Below are 15,409 nucleotides of genomic sequence, written 5' to 3'. Positions count from 1 at the left end.
CCCTTCGGTCGCGCAGGCCGGCGGGGCGCTAGGCCGTCAGACTCACCCGCCCGCCCGCATGCCGCTCCAGCCGGCCGGCGAGTTCGAGTTCGAGCAGCACGGTCTGCAGGATGGCGGGGGCGATGCCGCTCTGGCGGATCAGTTCGTCGACGGGCACGGGAACCGGGCCGAGCAGGCCGACGATCCGGGCGCGCTCGGCGTCGCTGGCGTCGGCAGGCGGGGGCGCGCCATAGCCCTGCGTCGGCGCGCGGACGGCCCGCGGGTCGATCGGGCGGACCTGTTCCAGCACGTCGGCCGCGGTCTGGACCAGGGTGGCGCCGTCGCGGATCAGCAGGTTGCAGCCTTGGGCGCGCGGATCGAGTGGGCTGCCGGGCACCGCCATCACCTCGCGCCCCGCCTCCGTCGCCAGCCGCGCGGTGATGAGCGAACCCGATCGCGGCGCCGCCTCCACCACCACCGTACCGAGCGCGAGGCCGGCGATGATGCGGTTGCGCGACGGGAAATGCCGCGCCAGCGGCTGCGTGCCGGGGGGCTGTTCGGCGATCAGCAGGCCCTGTTCCGCCACCTGGTCCTGCAAGGCGGCGTTTTCGGGCGGGAAGACGACGTCGATGCCGCTGGCGATCACGCCGATGGTGCGGGGCAGGGCGCCGACGTGCGCCGCGGTGTCGATGCCGCGGGCGAGCCCCGACACCACCGTCACGCCTTCGCCGGCCAGCGCATGCCCCAACGTGCGGGCGAAGCGGCAGGCGGCGGCCGAGGCGTTGCGCGCGCCGACGATGGCGATCGTCACGCCGCCGGCGAGCGACACGTCGCCGCGGACGATCAGCGCGGGCGGGGCGGTATTGATCTCCGCCAGCAGCGCCGGATACTCGGGGTCGCCGAGGAACAGATAGCGTGCGCCGAGCCGTGCCGTCGCCGCCATCTCGCGCTCCACCACGGCGCGATCGGCGATCCTGGGGGCACCGCCGCCGCCGCGGCGAGCCAGCGTCGGTAGCATCTCCAGCGCGGCATCGGCGGTGCCGAAGCGCGCGATGAGATGGCGATAGGTGACCGGACCGATGCCGGCGGTGCGGATCAGGCGGAGGCGCGCGGTGTCCCGCTCAGCCATCCTGCAGCGCGCCGGCCCCGGCATCCCCCTTGCGGCCGATGCGCGGTTCGGTGCCGTTCGCCAGCCGTTCGATATTCTCGCGATGCTTCCACAGCACGATGGCGGCGAGCGCGAGCAGCAGCATGACGAGATCGAACCGGCCGAACAGCGCGCCGCTGACCGGCGCACTCACCGCCGCCGCCATGCCGGCGACCGACGAGATGCGCACCGCCGCGAGCAGGCCGAGCCATACCACCGCATAGACGAGGCCCATCGGCCAATGCAGGGCCAGCACGATGCCCATCAGCGTCGCGACGCCCTTGCCGCCCCGGAAGCGCAGCCAGACGGGATAGCAATGGCCGATAAAGGCCGCCGCCGCCGCGACCGCCCCGTCGCCGGGAAACAGCCATTCGGCGAGCCACACCGCCGCCGCGCCCTTGGCGAGATCGAGCAGCAGCGTCGCCGCGGCCAGGCCCTTGCGCCCGGTGCGCAGCACGTTGGTGGCGCCGATGTTGCCCGAACCGACGGCGCGCAGATCACCCGCACCGCCGAGACGCGTCAGGATGACGCCGAACGGGATCGAACCCAGCAGATAGCCGAGCACGAGCGCGCATGCCGGTGCGATCCAAAGAACTTCGGTGTGCAAGCCGCCCCCTTCGTCTTGCCACGACCCATAGCGTCTTTATCGCGAAGACGCCAATGCCTCCGTGCCGACTTGGCGCCCGCGGCGCGAGAACGTGGCGTTTGCGGAACGCGGCGGCGCTATTATGAGCGCTACCATGCACGACGCGCCGATCCTGTTCTTCGATTCCGGTGTCGGCGGCCTTTCCGTCGTCGCGCCGACGCAGGCGCTGCTGCCGCACGCGCCGATCGTCTACGCGGCCGATTCCGCCGGCTTTCCCTATGGCATCAAGAGCGAGGCGGAGATCGCGGCGCGGGTTCCGGCGCTGCTCGGCCGGCTGGTGGAACGCTATCGCCCGCGACTGGTGGTGATCGCGTGCAACACCGCCTCGACGATCGCCCTGCCGGCGGTGCGTGCGGCGCTGGACGTGGCGGTGGTCGGCACCGTGCCGGCGATCAAGCCCGCCGCGGCCCTCACGCGCAGCCGCGTCATCGGCGTGCTCGGCACCGAAGCGACGGTGCGCCAGGCCTATGTCGACGATCTCGCCGCGCGGTTCGCGGGCGACTGCACGGTGCTGCGCCATGGATCGGCGGAGCTGGTGCGGCTGGCCGAGGCGAAGCTGGCCGGTGCGGCGCCCGACCCGGCGCGAATCGCGGCGGTGCTGGACGGGCTGTTCGGCCAGCCGGGCGGCGCGGCGATCGACGTGATCGTCAATGCCTGCACGCATTTCCCGCTGGTCGAGGCCGAACTGGCGCGGGCGGCGCCGGGCGTGCGCTTCGTCGATGGCGGGCCGGGCATCGCCCGGCGCATCGCGGCATTGACGCAGGGGCAGGCCTGGCCTGCGCGACCCGTGCATCGTGCGGTGTTCACGCGGCTGGGCGACGCCGAACGGGATCTGGCACCGGCGCTCGCCGGCTATGGGATCGAGGCGGTCGAGGCGCTCTAAGCCCTTGCAGGCACGGGAACCGCTTCCGCTATCGCGCGGGTGGGACAAAATGCCCAACCCCTTCGATCACCCTGAGCGCTTTTACCCACTGGCAACCCGCCGCGCGCGCAGGTACACGGCACAGCCATGAGCAGCGACGGCACGGACGCGCGTGTGGATTATTCGCGTGTCTTCACCCAGGCGATCGATCGCCTCCATGCCGAAGGCCGATACCGGGTCTTCATCGACATCCTCCGCAACAAGGGGATGTTCCCCAATGCGCGCTGCTTCGCCGGGCATAACGGGCCGAAGCCGATCACCGTCTGGTGTTCCAACGACTATCTCGCGATGGGCCAGCATCCCAAGGTGATCGCGGCGATGGAGGAAGCGCTGCACGACGTCGGTGCCGGATCGGGCGGCACGCGCAACATCGGCGGCAACACCCATTACCACGTCGATCTGGAGCACGAACTCGCCGACCTGCACGGCAAGGAAGGCGCACTGCTGTTCACCAGCGGCTATGTGTCGAACGAGGCGACGCTGTCGACGCTCGCCAAGATCCTGCCCGGCTGCGTGATCTTTTCGGACGAGCTGAATCACGCCTCGATGATCGCCGGCATCCGCAATGCGGGGTGTGAGAAGCGCATCTTCCGCCACAACGACCTTGCGCATCTCGAGGAACTGCTCGCCGCCGAGGACTCCTCGGTGCCCAAGCTGATCGCGTTCGAGAGCGTCTATTCGATGGAGGCGGACGTCGCGCCGATCGCGGCGATCTGCGACCTCGCCGATCGCTACAATGCGCTGACCTATCTCGACGAGGTGCATGCGGTCGGCATGTACGGCGCGCGTGGCGGCGGAATCTCGGAGCGCGACGGTGTCGCGCATCGGCTGACGATCATCGAGGGAACGCTCGGCAAGGCGTTCGGCGTCATGGGCGGCTATATCGCCGCGGACCAGACGATCATCGACGTGATCCGCTCCTATGCGCCCGGCTTCATCTTCACCACCTCGCTGTCGCCCGTGCTGGTCGCGGGCGTGCTGGCGAGCGTGCGTCATCTGAAGCAATCGAACGAGGAGCGCGAAGGGCAGCAGGCGTCCGCAGCCCTGCTCAAGACGATGCTCGACGAGGCCGGACTGCCGGTGATGCTCGGCGAGACGCATATCGTGCCCGTGCTGGTCGGCGATCCGGTCAAGGCCAAGCGGATCAGCGACATCCTGCTCGCCGAATACGGCGTCTACGTGCAGCCGATCAATTATCCGACGGTGCCGCGCGGCACCGAGCGGCTGCGCTTCACACCCGGACCGAGCCACAGCCCCGAGATGATGCGCGAATTGACCGACGCGCTGGTCGAGATCTGGAGCCGGCTGGAATTGCGCAAGGCCGCCTGAGGCTCAGTGGCCGACGGCCTCGCCGACGATGCCGCACAGGATCGTCAGCACGCCGAGCCCGACCGACAGCGGGATCCGCAACGCCATCCATCCGGTCGGCGCGATGTGGCGCTCCACCAGACGGCGATCGATCAGCAGCGTCATCATCACCGCCGATCCCAGCAGCACCAGCGCCCATGACAGCGTCAGGATATGCGCGATCGACAGCAGGATCAGCCCGGCGCCGAACAGCGATGGCAGCACCGCCCATGTGGCGATCCGACCCTGGCCCTCCGACGTGCGCATGGCGAAACCCCACCAGATCCCGCCCAGGAAGCTGAGGATCAGCGTCGCATAGCCGAAGGCGAACATCGGGCCGAGATCGCCGCTGCCGCCGAACAGGCAGGTCGCCGTCGCCGCCACCTGCGGCAGCAGGCCGGCATAGCCCAGGATCAGCGGCGACTCGCCGACGCTGCCACGGCCGTAGAGGCTGGCGGAATCACTCACGGCGCGGAACGGAATTGCGTTTCTTGAGCCATGTTTTTGCCTCAGGTTTGTAGATGGTCCGGGCAGAAGCGCGCGAACGGCGCGCAACGTTCCGTCACATCCGTCACATCCGTCACAAGTGTGGCATTCTGCCGCCGCCCCCGCTAAGGCGCAGCCGACCCGCCCATCAGCCCACGGGACGCTACGCTTGCGCATCGCCTTCGCCTCCGATCATGCCGCCGTCGCGCTGAAGGCGCTGTTGATCGAGCACGCCGGGGGGCAGGGGCACGAGACGATCGATCTGGGGCCGCAGGGCGACGCGCGGGTCGACTATCCCGATTACGGCTACAGGCTTGCCGCCGCGATCGCCGCTGGCGAGGCGGAGCTGGGCGTCGCCCTGTGCGGATCGGGGATCGGCATCTCGATCGCGGTCAACCGCAATCCCGCATGCCGCTGCGCGCTCGTCACCGAACCGCTCGCCGCCGCGCTCGCCCGCCAGCACAACGATGCCAATGTCGTGGCGATGGGCGCGCGGCTGATCGGTCCCGATCTCGCCAAGGCGTGCCTCGACGCCTTTCTCGCCGCCGCTTTCGAAGGCGGCCGCCACCAGCATCGTGTCGACAAACTGTCGCAGAAGGACTGACCCATGAGCACCCAGCCCGCCAACCTTGGTAACATCCGCCCCGACGGCTTCTTCAACCGCGGCCTCGCCGACGCCGATCCCGCGGTGTTCGCCGGCATCACGCATGAACTGACGCGCGAGCAGACGCAGATCGAACTGATCGCCAGCGAGAACATCGTGTCCAAGGCGGTGCTGGAGGCGCAGGGCTCGGTCTTCACCAACAAATATGCCGAAGGGTATCCCGGCAAGCGCTACTACCAGGGCTGCGCGCCGTCGGACGAGGTCGAGAGCCTCGCGATCGATCGCGCCAAGCAGATCTTTGGCTGCGGATTCGCCAACGTCCAGCCGCATTCGGGCGCGCAGGCGAACGGTGCGGTGATGCTGGCGCTGGTCAAGCCGGGCGAGACGATCCTCGGCATGAGCCTCGATGCCGGCGGCCACCTGACCCACGGCGCGCGCGCGGCGATGAGCGGCAAGTGGTTCAACGCGGTGCAATATGGCGTCGACCCAGAAACGCACCTGATCGACTACGACCAGGTCGAGCGTCTGGCCGTCGAGCATAGCCCCAAGCTCATCATCGCCGGCGGCTCGGCCTATCCGCGGGTGATCGACTTCGAGCGCTTCCGCGCGATCGCGGACAAGGTCGGTGCGTATTTCATGGTCGACATGGCGCATTTCGCCGGCATCGTCGCCGCCGGCCTGCACCCGACGCCGTTCGGCCACGCCCATGTCGTCACCACCACCACGCACAAGACGCTGCGCGGGCCTCGCGGCGGCATGATCCTGACCGATGACGAGGCAATCGCCAAGAAGATCAACTCGGCGGTGTTCCCCGGCCTGCAGGGCGGCCCGCTGATGCACGTCGTCGCGGCCAAGGCGGTGGCGTTCGGCGAGGCGCTGCAGCCCGGCTACAAGAGCTACATCGCCGCGGTGGTGGAAAATGCCAAGGTGCTGGCCGCCACGCTGAAGGAGCGCGGCTCCAACGTCGTGTCGGGCGGCACCGACACGCATCTGGCGCTGATCGACCTCACGCCGCTCGGCATCACCGGCAAGGACGCCGACGAGGCGCTGGAGCGCGCCGGCATCACCTGCAACAAGAACGGCATTCCCAACGATCCGCTGCCGCCGGTGAAGACCAGCGGCATCCGCGTCGGCTCGCCCGCCGGCACCACCCGCGGTTTCGGCCCGGCGGAGTTCCGCGAGATCGGCAACATGGTCGCCGACGTGCTCGACGGCCTCGCCCGGAAAGGCGAGCACGGGGACCCGGAGGTCGAGGCGAACGTTCGGCAGCGGGTACGCACGCTGTGCGCACGCTTCCCCATCTACGAAGGATAAGTCATGTCGAAGATCGAAGAGGTCCAGTCCAACGTCAAGAACACGCCCGGCCTCGGCAAGAAGATGGCGAAGTACGGCGCGATCGGCGCGGTGATCGCGATCCCCGTGCCCTTCGTCGGCCCGGTGCTGGGTGCCATCGTCGGCGCCAGCGTCGCCTACGCCAAGCGCAACGATTGATCGGCTGAATGCGCTGCCCCTTTTGTGGCCATGAAGACAGTCAGGTAAAGGATAGCCGCCCCACCGAAGACGGGGCGGCCATTCGCCGTCGGCGCCAGTGCGAAGGCTGTGCGGCGCGCTTCACGACGTTCGAACGCATCCAGTTGCGCGACCTGTGGGTGCTGAAGAGCAATGCCGCCGGCGGGATCCGCCGCGAGGCGTTCGATCGCGAGAAGCTCCTCCGGTCGGTGTCGATCGCGACGCGCAAGCGGCCGATCGAGCCGGTGCGGATCGAAAAGCTGGTGAGCGGCATCCAGCGCCAGCTCGAGACGCAGGGCGAGAGCGAAGTCTCGTCGAAGCGGATCGGCGAAATGGTGATGGATGGCCTCAAAGGCCTCGATTCGGTCGCCTATATCCGCTTCGCCAGCGTCTATCGCGATTTCAGCGAGGCGCGCGATTTCGAGGAATTCGCCGGTACGGTCGAACAGGCAGGGCGCGTCGAATGAATCCGGTCATCGTTCTGGTCCGCCCGCAATTGGGCGAGAATATCGGCAAGGCGGCGCGCGCCATGCTCAATTTCGGCCTGACCGACATGCGCCTCGTCGCGCCGCGCGACGGCTGGCCCAATCCGCAGGCGGGGCCGGCGGCGAGCGGCGCCGATGTGGTGCTGGAGCGTGCGCAGGTGTTCGACAGCGTCGCCGAGGCGGTGGCGGACTGCGCGCACGTCTATGCGACCACGGTGCGCAAGCGCGGCATCACCAAGCCGGTGGAAACGCCGGAGGTCGCCGCCCGCGGCATCCATGCCGCCGCCGAACGTTCGGCGATCCTGTTCGGACCGGAGCGTTCGGGGCTGGAAACCGACGATGTCGCGCTCGCCCGCACGATCATCACCGTGCCGATCAACCCGGAGTTCGGCAGCCTCAACCTTGCGCAGGCGGTGATCCTCGTCGCCTATGAATGGTCGAAGGGGCAGGCGCTCGCCCAGCCGTCGCTGACCGCAATCGATCCGCCGGCGTCGCAGGCCGACCTCGACGGCATGATCGCGCAGCTGGACGACATGCTGGAGCGCGCCAACTTCTTCTTCCCGCCCGATCGGGTGCCGGCGACGCGGCGCACGCTGCGCACGCTGCTGACCAAGCCCGGCTGGTCGGCGCAGGAGGTGCGGACGCTGCGCGGCGTGCTGTCGGCGCTGGACGGGGCGAAGGAGCGCCGCGGCGCGGATCGGCGCCCCGATCAGCGCCCCGATCAGCGGCGGTCGAACGCCGACAATTCATAGGCGATCGAGGCTTCGACCAGCCGTTCCCACAGATCGGCGATCACCGCGCCCGGCAGGCCGGCGGCTTCGGCGGCGGCGCGGGCGTTGGCGATGACCTGCGCCTTGCGCGCTTCGTCGCGCACGTGGCTGCGCTCCGGCTTGATGCGCGCGGCGGCGTCCATATAGGCGAACCGCCGCGCGAACAGCGCCACCAGTTCGCGGTCGACCTGATCGACGCCGGCGCGGACCTCGCTCATCGTGGTGCAATCGGGGCCGGGCAGGGGATCGAAGGACATGGCGCCTCCTTAGCGCGATGAACGATCTTGTCGAGCGATCGGGGCTTTGCAGCGCGTTGCACCTGCGCCATGCTGGCGGCCCCTCCTGCCCAAACGCCCCTCCTGCCCAACGGATGTGCACCATGATCGTGTTCCTGATCGCCGGCCTTCTTGCCACCGCAGCGCAAACGGCCCCGGCGCCCGCGCCGACCGATGCTGCACCCAAACCGGAAAAGCGCGTCTGCCGCAGCGAGACGGCAACCGGATCGACCATTCCGAAGCGGATCTGCCATACCAAGGCAGAGTGGGCGCAGATCGAGTCAGACAATGCCCGCAACGTGGACGCCGTGAGGAACCGGGCACCATCGCGCTGATTGACAGCCGGCCGCGCGCCCGCTAGGCGCGCGCCTTCGCAACAGCCCCCGCATCCCGGTGAAGCGGTGGGCCTGCCTCTTTCGAGACCAGCAGAGCGATACCGGGGCCAACCCCGCCCCGCGGCCTGTCCGCGGGATGGGATTACGTCGTTACCGTTGCAAGGAATTTGGAATGTCGAAGCGCCATAGCGCCAAGCACAAGCTCGACCGTCGTCTCGGCGAGAACATCTGGGGCCGTCCGAAGTCGCCGGTCAACAAGCGCGAATACGGTCCGGGCCAGCACGGCCAGCGCCGCAAGGGCAAGGTGTCGGACTTCGGCATCCAGCTGCGCGCCAAGCAGAAGCTCAAGGGCTATTACGGCGACGTCACGGAAAAGCAGTTCAAGGCCTGCTACACCGAGGCGGCACGCATGAAGGGCGACACCAGCCAGAACCTGATCGGCCTGCTCGAACAGCGCCTCGACATGATCGTCTATCGCGCCAAGTTCGCGCCGACGATCTTCGCCGCGCGCCAGATCGTCAGCCACGGCCACATTCGCGTCAACGGCGTGAAGTGCAACATCGCCTCGCGCCGCTGCTTCGTCGGTGACGAGATCACGCTGGGCAACAAGGCCAAGGAAATGGCGCTGGTGCTCGAGGCGCAGAACCTCGCCGAGCGTGACGTTCCCGACTATGTCGCGCAGGACGGCAATGCCAAGGTGACCTTCGTCCGCGTGCCGACGCTGGACGAGGTGCCCTATCCGGTGAAGATGGAGCCGAATCTGGTGGTGGAATTCTACTCGCGCTAAGCGCGAGGAAGAACACCACCGGACGGCCGGCGGCGCACCAGCGCCGTCCGACGACGCGGGATTTACTCCCGCGTCGGGTCCGAAGGTTTTGAAAAGGGCGGTCCTGCGGGGCCGCCCTTTTTGATTCGGCAGAGGCGGACTTCGTTCGGGTATGGCGATTTTCGGACCGGTTGGCCGACAAAGCGGTAAGCCGTCCCCATCTACCGGCAGCCGGTCGAAGCGCCTCAAGTCTCACCTGTGCTTCGACAGGCTCAGCACGAACGGTTGGAGGTGATGCGCCGCGTGCCCAAGCGGCCAGTTCCTCCGCATCTGCCCCGCACAGACCTTCCGCCCCCGTGGACAAGCGCCCGACCGCGCGCCACAAGGCGCGGCAGCCGTCCTTACGGAGTTTTCATGCGCCGCCTTCTCCTTGCCGCCCTGCTCGCCGCGCCTGCCATGGCCGCGGCGCAAACCGCCGCCCCGCCGATCTCGGTCGATACGCTGAAGGCGGTGACGAAGACCCTCTCGTCCGACGCGTTCGAAGGGCGTGCGCCGGGCAGCGCGGGCGAAACCAAGACGCTCGCCTATGTGCAGCAGCAGTTCGAGCAGGCCGGCCTCAAGCCCGGCAATCATGGCAAGTGGCTGCAGGACGTGCCGCTGGTCGAGATCACCGCGAAGAACGTGACGCCGCTGACCTTTACCGGCGGCAGGACGCCGGTCAGCCTCGCCTATGGACCCGACATGGTCATCGGCACCTATCGCGTCACGCCGCACATCGATGTGAAGGACAGCGACGTCGTCTTCGCCGGCTATGGCATCGTCGCGCCCGAAAAGGGCTGGAACGACTATGCCGGGCTCGACGTGAAGGGCAAGACGGTGATCGTCCTCATCAACGATCCCGATTGGCAGACGCAGGGCCTTGCCGGCGATTTCGGCGGCCGGGCGATGACCTATTACGGCCGCTGGACCTACAAATACGAGGAAGCGGCGCGGCAGGGCGCCGCCGCGGTCATTATCGTCCACCAGACGGAGCCGGCGGCGTATGGCTGGAACGTCGTCCAGTCGAGCAACACCGGCGCCGCGCATGTCGCCGACGCCGCCAACGGCCATATGGACGATACCGCCGCGCACGGCTGGATGCAGCTCGACAAGGCCCGCGCGCTGTTCGCCAGCGCGGGCAAGGACTTCGACAGCCTCGCGGCCGCCGCCAAGGTGAAGGGCTTCAAGGCGGTGCCGCTGGGCGTGAAGGCGTCGGTCAGCTTCGACAATGCCATCACCAGGCAGGTGTCGCACAATGTCGTCGGTATCCTGCCGGGGCGCGAGGCGCCGGACGAATATGTCCTGCTGTCGGCGCATTGGGATCACCTGGGCCGTTGCACGCCGGTGAACGGCGACGACATCTGCAACGGTGCGGTCGACAATGCCGATGGTGTCGCCGCGCTGGTGGCCCTGGCACAGGCGAATGCCAAGGCGGGGGCGGCACGCCGCTCGATGGTGTTCGTGGCGCTGACCGCGGAGGAATCGGGGCTGCTCGGTTCCGCTTATTACGGGGCGAACCCGATCTACCCGTTGGCGAAGACGGTGGGTGGCGCCAACATGGACGCGCTCGCCATGTACGGTCCGTCCAAAGACGTGATCGTGATCGGACCGGGCAAGTCGGACCTCGATGGCTACCTCACCGCCGCGCTGAAGCGGCAGGGTCGCCACGCCACCCCCGAACCGACGCCGGAAAAGGGCTTCTACTATCGTTCGGACCATTTCAGCCTCGCCAAGCACGGCGTGCCGATGGTGTATTTCGAAACGGGGCAGGATCTGGTGACGGGCGGCCTTGCCGCAGGGCAGGCGGCGGCGAAGGATTACGAGGAGCACCGCTACCACGCGCCGTCCGACGAATATGATCCCAAATGGGATTGGCGCGGCGTGCAGCAGGACGTCCAGCTCTATTACATGATCGCGCGCGACCTCGCCGACGGGCGTGCGTGGCCGAACTGGGTGGCCGGCGACGAATTCCGTGCCATCCGCGACAAGAGCCGTGCCAACGCGACCGGAGCCGCCCGATGACCCGCATGACCCCTCCCGCAGAATGGGCACCGCACGCGGCGGTGTGGATCGGTTTCCCGAGCCATGCCGACCTGTGGCAGGAGGATCTCGATCCCGCTCGCGACGAGGTGGTCGCCTTTGCCCGCGCCGTCCACGCCGATGGCCGCGGCGAGCGCGTGATCCTGGTCGCCGCCGATGCCGAGGCGGGGCTCGCCGCCGAACGGCTGGCGCCGTTCGCCGAGGTGGTGGTCGAGCCGTTCGGCGATATCTGGCTGCGCGACACCGCGCCGATCCTGCTTGCCGATGGCGAAGCCCGCGATTTCGACTTCAACGGCTGGGGCGGCAAATACGACCTGCCCGGCGACGACACGATCGGGCTGCGCCTGGGCCAGTCGATCGGCGCGCGCGTCGGCTATTGCAACTGGGTGCTGGAGGGCGGCGCGATCGACGGCGACGGGGCGGGCACGGTGGTGACCACCGAGCAATGCCTGCTCAACCCGAACCGCAATCCGACGCTGACCAAGGCCGATATCGAGGCGCGGCTGCGCGAGGACCTGGGCTTCACCCGCGTGGTGTGGTTGGGCGACGGGCTGCTCAACGACCATACCGACGGCCATGTCGACAACCTTGCGCGCTTCGTCGGGGAGAATTGGGTCGCCTTGCCCGAGGCGGCGGAGAACGACCCCAATTGGCAGGTCTATCAGAACGCCGAGCGCGCCGCGCGCGCCGCGGGGCTGGAGGTGGTGACGATCCCGTCGCCCGGCCGCGTGCTGCGCGATGAAGAGGTGGTGCCGGCGAGCTACATGAACTTCTACATCGGCAACGCCGCGGTGGTGGTGCCGGTGTACGGCACCGACAATGATGCCGCGGCGGTCGCGGCGATCCAGGCGCTGTTCCCGGATCGCGAGGCCATCGGCCTGCGGGCGGATCATATCCTGACCGGCGGCGGCAGCTTCCACTGCATCAGCCAGCAGATTCCGGCCTAGCGAACCGGAGCCACTCCATCCGCCGAGGGGTGACGATCCGCCCCGTCGCCATTACATGCGCGCGCATGACCCAGATCACCGTCGCCGCGCTCCAGCTCGCCTTTTCGAACGACATCGATGCGAACATCGCCAACGTGTCGCGCCTGGTGCGCGAGGCGGCGGGGCGGGGGGCGCAGGTGATCCTGCCGCCCGAACTGTTCGAGGGCGAATATTTCTGCCGCGTCGAGGATGAGGGGCTGTTCGCCAATGCTGCGCCCGTCGGCGAGCACAAGGCGGTGCTGGCGATGCAGGCGCTTGCCGAGGCGCTGAAGGTGACGATCCCGACCAGCTTCTTCGAGGCGGACGGGCCGCATTACTACAACAGCCTGGCGATGATCGGTCCCGATGGCGAGGTGCAGGGCGTCTATCGCAAGAGCCACATCCCCGATGGGCCGGGCTATGAAGAGAAATTCTATTTCCGCCCCGGCAACACCGGCTTCAAGGTGTGGCCGGCGCCGCCGCAGGCGCCGGGGTGGACGCTCGGCGTCGGCGTCTGCTGGGACCAATGGTATCCCGAGACGGCGCGCGCGATGATGCTGATGGGGGCGGAACTGCTCTTCTATCCTACCGCGATCGGCAGCGAGCCGCATGACACCAGCCTCGACACCGCGCGACTCTGGCGGCGGGCGATGGTCGGCCATGCGGTCAGCAACGTCGTTCCCGTCATCGCCGCCAACCGTATCGGCACCGAGCACGACCAGACCTTCTACGGCACCAGCTTCATCGCCGACGAGCGCGGCGACATCCTCGCCGAACTGGGCCGCGAGGAGGAAGGCGTGATCGTCGCGACGCTCGACCTCGCCCGCATCAGGCGCCATCGCGCCGCCTTCGGCTTCTTCCGCGATCGCCGGCCGGAGCTGTACGGCCGGCTGGTTCAGGACGTCTGACGCAGCGCGATCGCCTGCGCGAAAACCTCTTCGAACATCGTATCGGTGATGCGGCCGGTGTTCTGGTTGTAGCGTGACGGGTGGTAGCTATCGATCAGGATGCGGCCGTCGGGCATGCGATGTTCGGCGCCATGCGCGAACTGCGCCTTGGGCAGGCGGCCGCCCAGCACCTTCACCGCCGACTGATGGGCGATCTGGCCGAGCGCGACGACGACGCGCAGGTTGGGCAGCGCCGCGATCTGATCGTCCAGGAACGGGCGGCAGGTGCGGATCTCCTCGGGCGTCGGCTTGTTGGCGGGCGGCAGGCATTTCACCGCATTGAGGATGATGGCGCCGCTCAGCGCCAGGTCGTCGCCGACCCGGTTGGCGAAGGTGCCGGTGGCAAGGCCGAACGTCGCCAGCGTGGTGTAGAGCAGCGCCCCCGAATGATCGCCAGTGAAGGCGCGCCCGGTGCGGTTGCCGCCGTGCAGGCCGGGCGCGAGGCCGACGATCGCCAGCCAAGCGTCCGGATCGCCGAAGGCGGGGACGGGCGCGTTCCACCACGTCGGGTTCTGTTCCCGCAACGCGATCCGCGCAGCGACGAGGCGCGGGCAGCGGGGGCAATCGTGGGGCGGTTCGGTGGCGGGCAGTGCGCCGGGTGCGAAGGTCATCGCAATCGCCTAGAGCGCTGCCATGGCGCAGACAATCTACGCGATCGGTATCGGATCGAACCGGCGGGGTCGGCATGGCGGCCCCGCCGACGAGGTCCGTGCGGCGATGGCGGCGCTGGGCGACGTGGTCGCGGCCTCGCCGATCATCGCCTCGGCGCCGCTCGGCCCCTCGATCCGCCGCTTCGCCAATGCCGCGGTGCTGATCGCGAGCGATGCGGCGCCGCCGGATGTGCTCGCTCGTCTCAAGAGAATCGAGGCCGCCTTCGGCCGTCGGCGTGGGCGGCGCTGGGGGGCGCGGGTGATCGACCTCGATATCCTGCTGTGGTCGGGGGGCACGTGGCGGACGCGGCGGCTGGTCGTGCCGCATGCCGCGCTGGCGCAGCGGGCGTTCGTGCTCACCCCGCTTGCCGCCATCGCACCAGGCTGGCGCGTACCCCGGCGTGGCCGCACGATCCGTCAATTGGCGCATATGGTTGACCGGGCACGCGCCCGCCCCTAGGTGCGCCCCATCGATGGCGGGGGTCCGTAGCTCAGTCGGTAGAGCAAGCGACTTTTAATCGAGAGGTCCCGGGTTCGAGCCCCGGCGGACCCACCATCGACGTTTCCCAACCGATCCGCACACCGCGCAGGGAACCGCAGGCAGCCCACGGAATTGATGCAGCAACAGCGCAGGGATCCACCCGGCTGCTGCCTGAGGACATTATGAGCCGCATCAAGTTGGGCCTGTTCGGCGCCGCGCGCCAGTCGGCCGCCGACGATCGTACGAACGACAACAGCGTCGTGGACGCCTATCGCCAGGAGCATCTGTCCGGGCTGACCCCGGTCGAGCGCGCCGCTGCGGAGGCGATGATGCGCAAGGATGCGCTCGCCGCCTGAGCGGGCCATCCACATGGGCATCCGACAGTGGCAGGAGGCTGACATGGCCGAACCGAACAGCGATACATCGGCCGAAGCCGCATCAAAGGACGGTGCCTCCGTGGGCAGCGACGGCACGGCGCAGGAAGCGGCCGTGCCGACCGAGGGCGGCGAAGCGGCGGCCGAAAGCGAAGCGCACCCGAGCTGAGCGATGGCCGAAATCGTCATCAGCCCCAGCGGACCCGGCGCGATGGAAACCGGGCTCATGATCGATGAGACCGGCACCCGGTTCGTCGTGCTGACGTTCAAGCAGCCCGACACCGACCCGGTGCTGGTCACGTTCACCGTGCCGATCTTCCAATCCTACGTCGAGCATCTGGGCAGGACCGCCGAAGCGGCCGCCGACGAACTCAACTGGATCGTCTCCAGCTGAGTCGCGCGTCGGGCCGGCGCGTCAGGCGAAGTCGCCGAGCTTCGCCGCCTCGTCTTCCTCCGGCGAAGGCACGGTCGGGCCGCCGGCATCATCGTCCATCGGTGCCTGTTCGGGCTGGGGGGACGTAGGCGGCGCAACGGCACCACCGTCCGCCGCGCCGCCGCGGTCAGGCGAGATGTCGTCCGGCCATGCGCCGGCGTCGGCATTGTCGCCGGTCACGGCTGCTCCAGCGCCGCCGCTGCCGGAAC

At 68.6% G+C, this 15,409-nt stretch carries 22 protein-coding genes and 1 tRNA gene; 17 read left to right on the top strand and 6 right to left on the bottom strand.

What is annotated here, in order from left to right; translation table 11 throughout:
- Positions 1-28: 28 nt before the first annotated feature.
- Positions 29-1,108: a DNA-processing protein DprA gene (gene dprA, locus ACTZQ5_RS01940; RefSeq protein ID WP_443583466.1), complete on the bottom strand. Its 1,080-nt coding sequence runs from the start codon at positions 1,106-1,108 to the stop codon at positions 29-31.
- Complete coding sequence (gene plsY, locus ACTZQ5_RS01935; protein ID WP_443583699.1) at positions 1,101-1,712, bottom strand: glycerol-3-phosphate 1-O-acyltransferase PlsY; 612 nt, start codon at positions 1,710-1,712, stop codon at positions 1,101-1,103. The genes dprA and plsY overlap by 8 nt, the downstream gene beginning before the upstream one ends.
- Before the next feature lie 154 nt (positions 1,713-1,866).
- Between plsY and murI the strand changes: the two genes are divergently transcribed.
- Both murI and hemA read left to right on the top strand, forming a co-directional pair.
- Positions 1,867-2,655, top strand: coding sequence for a glutamate racemase (gene murI, locus ACTZQ5_RS01930; RefSeq protein ID WP_443583465.1), 789 nt, complete (start codon positions 1,867-1,869; stop codon positions 2,653-2,655).
- A gap of 126 nt (positions 2,656-2,781) precedes the next feature.
- The gene (hemA, locus tag ACTZQ5_RS01925) at positions 2,782-4,023 is read left to right on the top strand and encodes a 5-aminolevulinate synthase (RefSeq protein WP_443583464.1); all 1,242 of its coding nucleotides are present in this window, start codon (positions 2,782-2,784) and stop codon (positions 4,021-4,023) included.
- Positions 4,024-4,026: 3 nt separating this feature from the next.
- On the opposite strand, the gene ACTZQ5_RS01920 is transcribed toward hemA, so the two are convergent.
- Positions 4,027-4,509 carry a DUF3429 domain-containing protein gene (locus ACTZQ5_RS01920; protein WP_443583463.1) on the bottom strand — a complete coding sequence of 161 codons (483 nt, stop codon included), beginning with the start codon at positions 4,507-4,509 and terminating at the stop codon, positions 4,027-4,029.
- A 187-nt stretch (positions 4,510-4,696) separates the two neighbouring features.
- Between ACTZQ5_RS01920 and rpiB the strand changes: the two genes are divergently transcribed.
- From rpiB to ACTZQ5_RS01895, 5 genes are read left to right on the top strand one after another with little or no spacing between them, the layout of a single operon-like run.
- Positions 4,697-5,131 (top strand): ribose 5-phosphate isomerase B, encoded by a 435-nt coding sequence (rpiB, locus tag ACTZQ5_RS01915; RefSeq protein ID WP_443583462.1) that lies wholly within the window; start codon positions 4,697-4,699, stop codon positions 5,129-5,131.
- A gap of 3 nt (positions 5,132-5,134) precedes the next feature.
- Positions 5,135-6,445, top strand: a complete 1,311-nt coding sequence (glyA, locus tag ACTZQ5_RS01910) for a serine hydroxymethyltransferase (RefSeq protein ID WP_443583461.1) — start codon at positions 5,135-5,137, stop codon at positions 6,443-6,445.
- 3 nt (positions 6,446-6,448) lie between these two features.
- A complete protein-coding gene (locus tag ACTZQ5_RS01905) occupies positions 6,449-6,622 on the top strand; it encodes a hypothetical protein (RefSeq protein WP_443583460.1) in 174 nt (57 codons plus the stop codon).
- A gap of 8 nt (positions 6,623-6,630) precedes the next feature.
- Positions 6,631-7,107 carry a transcriptional regulator NrdR gene (gene nrdR, locus ACTZQ5_RS01900; protein WP_443583459.1) on the top strand — a complete coding sequence of 159 codons (477 nt, stop codon included), beginning with the start codon at positions 6,631-6,633 and terminating at the stop codon, positions 7,105-7,107.
- Positions 7,104-7,877: an RNA methyltransferase gene (locus tag ACTZQ5_RS01895; protein WP_443583458.1), complete on the top strand. Its 774-nt coding sequence runs from the start codon at positions 7,104-7,106 to the stop codon at positions 7,875-7,877. The genes nrdR and ACTZQ5_RS01895 overlap by 4 nt, the downstream gene beginning before the upstream one ends.
- Here the strand turns inward: ACTZQ5_RS01895 and ACTZQ5_RS01890 are convergent.
- On the bottom strand, positions 7,847-8,152 hold the full coding sequence (locus tag ACTZQ5_RS01890; RefSeq protein WP_443583457.1) for a chorismate mutase: 306 nt from the start codon (positions 8,150-8,152) through the stop codon (positions 7,847-7,849). The genes ACTZQ5_RS01895 and ACTZQ5_RS01890 overlap by 31 nt on opposite strands.
- Positions 8,153-8,274: 122 nt before the next feature.
- On the opposite strand from ACTZQ5_RS01890, the gene ACTZQ5_RS01885 reads away from it, so the two are divergent.
- The 5 genes from ACTZQ5_RS01885 to aguB all read left to right on the top strand — a co-directional run bounded on the left by ACTZQ5_RS01885 (position 8,275) and on the right by aguB (position 13,223).
- Entirely contained in the window at positions 8,275-8,505 is a 231-nt protein-coding gene (locus ACTZQ5_RS01885; RefSeq protein ID WP_443583456.1) for a hypothetical protein, read from the top strand.
- A gap of 172 nt (positions 8,506-8,677) precedes the next feature.
- Positions 8,678-9,292 (top strand): 30S ribosomal protein S4, encoded by a 615-nt coding sequence (rpsD, locus tag ACTZQ5_RS01880; RefSeq protein ID WP_443583455.1) that lies wholly within the window; start codon positions 8,678-8,680, stop codon positions 9,290-9,292.
- A 393-nt stretch (positions 9,293-9,685) separates the two neighbouring features.
- On the top strand, positions 9,686-11,332 hold the full coding sequence (locus ACTZQ5_RS01875) for a M28 family metallopeptidase (RefSeq protein WP_443583454.1): 1,647 nt from the start codon (positions 9,686-9,688) through the stop codon (positions 11,330-11,332).
- A complete protein-coding gene (locus tag ACTZQ5_RS01870) occupies positions 11,329-12,297 on the top strand; it encodes an agmatine deiminase family protein (RefSeq protein WP_443583453.1) in 969 nt (322 codons plus the stop codon). The genes ACTZQ5_RS01875 and ACTZQ5_RS01870 overlap by 4 nt, the downstream gene beginning before the upstream one ends.
- 65 nt (positions 12,298-12,362) lie before the next feature.
- On the top strand, positions 12,363-13,223 hold the full coding sequence (gene aguB / locus ACTZQ5_RS01865) for an N-carbamoylputrescine amidase (protein ID WP_443583452.1): 861 nt from the start codon (positions 12,363-12,365) through the stop codon (positions 13,221-13,223).
- Here the strand turns inward: aguB and ACTZQ5_RS01860 are convergent.
- Positions 13,211-13,873 carry a uracil-DNA glycosylase gene (locus ACTZQ5_RS01860; protein WP_443583451.1) on the bottom strand — a complete coding sequence of 221 codons (663 nt, stop codon included), beginning with the start codon at positions 13,871-13,873 and terminating at the stop codon, positions 13,211-13,213. The genes aguB and ACTZQ5_RS01860 overlap by 13 nt on opposite strands.
- Positions 13,874-13,895: 22 nt before the next feature.
- Between ACTZQ5_RS01860 and folK the strand changes: the two genes are divergently transcribed.
- The 5 genes from folK (at position 13,896) to ACTZQ5_RS01835 (ending at position 15,161) form a co-directional block, all read left to right on the top strand.
- On the top strand, positions 13,896-14,372 hold the full coding sequence (gene folK, locus ACTZQ5_RS01855; protein ID WP_443583450.1) for a 2-amino-4-hydroxy-6-hydroxymethyldihydropteridine diphosphokinase: 477 nt from the start codon (positions 13,896-13,898) through the stop codon (positions 14,370-14,372).
- 20 nt (positions 14,373-14,392) lie between these two features.
- Positions 14,393-14,468: transfer RNA gene (locus tag ACTZQ5_RS01850), tRNA-Lys, on the top strand.
- A gap of 107 nt (positions 14,469-14,575) precedes the next feature.
- On the top strand, positions 14,576-14,749 hold the full coding sequence (locus ACTZQ5_RS01845) for a hypothetical protein (RefSeq protein ID WP_443583449.1): 174 nt from the start codon (positions 14,576-14,578) through the stop codon (positions 14,747-14,749).
- A 43-nt stretch (positions 14,750-14,792) separates the two neighbouring features.
- A complete protein-coding gene (locus ACTZQ5_RS01840) occupies positions 14,793-14,936 on the top strand; it encodes a hypothetical protein (RefSeq protein ID WP_443583448.1) in 144 nt (47 codons plus the stop codon).
- Between the two features lie 3 nt (positions 14,937-14,939).
- The gene (locus ACTZQ5_RS01835; RefSeq protein WP_443583447.1) at positions 14,940-15,161 is read left to right on the top strand and encodes a hypothetical protein; all 222 of its coding nucleotides are present in this window, start codon (positions 14,940-14,942) and stop codon (positions 15,159-15,161) included.
- A gap of 21 nt (positions 15,162-15,182) precedes the next feature.
- Here ACTZQ5_RS01835 and ACTZQ5_RS01830 read toward each other — a convergent pair whose 3' ends face one another.
- A complete protein-coding gene (locus tag ACTZQ5_RS01830; RefSeq protein WP_443583446.1) occupies positions 15,183-15,380 on the bottom strand; it encodes a hypothetical protein in 198 nt (65 codons plus the stop codon).
- Positions 15,381-15,409: the final 29 nt, after the last annotated feature.

Source organism: Sphingomonas cellulosilytica (genome assembly GCF_052321755.1).
GTDB lineage: Bacteria > Pseudomonadota > Alphaproteobacteria > Sphingomonadales > Sphingomonadaceae > Sphingomonas.
The sequence above is the reverse complement of the archived record's forward strand: the minus strand, read 5'-3'. Positions and strand labels throughout refer to the sequence as shown.